This is a genomic window from Sphingomonas sp. FUKUSWIS1, from assembly GCF_000733135.1.
In the GTDB taxonomy this organism is placed as follows: Bacteria; Pseudomonadota; Alphaproteobacteria; order Sphingomonadales; family Sphingomonadaceae; genus Sphingomonas; species Sphingomonas aerolata.
Map to the genome: position 1 here is coordinate 1 of NZ_JPJC01000160.1, position 1,306 is coordinate 1,306.

General features: G+C 64.4%; 1 protein-coding gene. It reads right to left on the reverse strand.

The features are described from left to right. Nucleotides 1–71: 71 nt before the first annotated feature. A partial coding sequence (locus sphsw_RS10250; RefSeq protein WP_031440540.1) for a TonB-dependent receptor occupies nt 72–1,306 on the reverse strand: 1,235 nt, incomplete at its 5' end.

Below are 1,306 nucleotides of genomic sequence, written 5' to 3' on the forward strand. Positions count from 1 at the left end.
GCCGGGATATCACTTGCCATACTCTACTCCAGCAAACGGAGGGCGATCACCCGCCCCCCGGCTGCGCTCCATCAGAATTTCGCGGTGAGGGTCGCGAAGACCTGACGCGGATTGCCGTAATAGGCCGTCAGCACGCCGTCGCTGCCGAGCGATGGCCGCAAGGCGCCCGCCGCCGTTCGCAGATAGTCGCCGGTATCGGGGTTCTGCAGCAGGAAGTTGTAGCCGGACACGACATAGCGCTTGTTCGTCAGGTTCTTGCCATGCACCCCGATCGAGAAGCGCGCGTCGATCGTATAGACCAGGTTCGCGTCGAGCAGCGCATAGGCCGGCTGGTCGAGCAGCGGCGTGCGCAGTTCGAACTGCTGTGAATCGCTGCGAAAGGACAGCGTCGTACTCGCGTCGATCGCGCCCGCGGATCCGACCGGGACATGATAGGCGAGCGTCCCGCTCGCGGTCAGGTCGGGCGTGTTCTGGAACTTGCGATTGGCGGCGACATTGATCCCGCGGGAATCGATGAAGCGCGTGTATTTGGCATCGAGATAGCCGATCGTTCCCGACAGGTTGATGCGGTCGCCGGCGCCCGCAATGCCCTCCGCGACCGTCAGATTGGCCTCGCCTTCGACACCGTTGATCCGGGCGCGGCCCGCATTGGTCGTGATGCCGATAAAGGTCTGGATGCCGCCGACGGTGGCACCGACCGATCCGGGCACCTGGACGTCGGTATATTTCGAATGGAACCCCGCAATCGCCAGCGTCAGCCGGCGGTCGAACAGTGACGCCTTGTATCCCGCCTCGAAGCTTTCGACGCTCTCGGGCCCGAACGACAGGAAGTTGTAGATATCCTGCCGGTCGCCGCCGGCACCGGTGATGCCGTTGCCGTTGAGGTCGGGCGCCGCGGTACCGACCCCGCGCGGGTCGAACCCGCCGCCCTTGAACCCCTTCGACCAGCTCGCATACAGCGTGTTGTTGGCATCGGGCTTGAAGCTGACGGACGCGCGCGGCGTGAACTTGGCAAAACTTGCGGTCCCGCGGAAGTCGGTTTGTCGCGCGATCGGCGCGCTCGTGCCGCCGAAGAAGGGGGAAGCGCCCAGATATACGTTGCGCTGGATCTGCGACATGCGATCGTCCCAGGTATAGCGTCCGCCGACCGACACGCTGAGCATCGGCGTCACGTCGAGCGTGGCATCACCGAAGACCGCCACCGTATTGGTCCGCACATTCCCGAAGGTCAGCGCAGTGACTGTCCCCGGCAACCGTACGTCGAACACGGTGCGCGCCTTGGCATCGAGATAATAGAGCCCCGCCA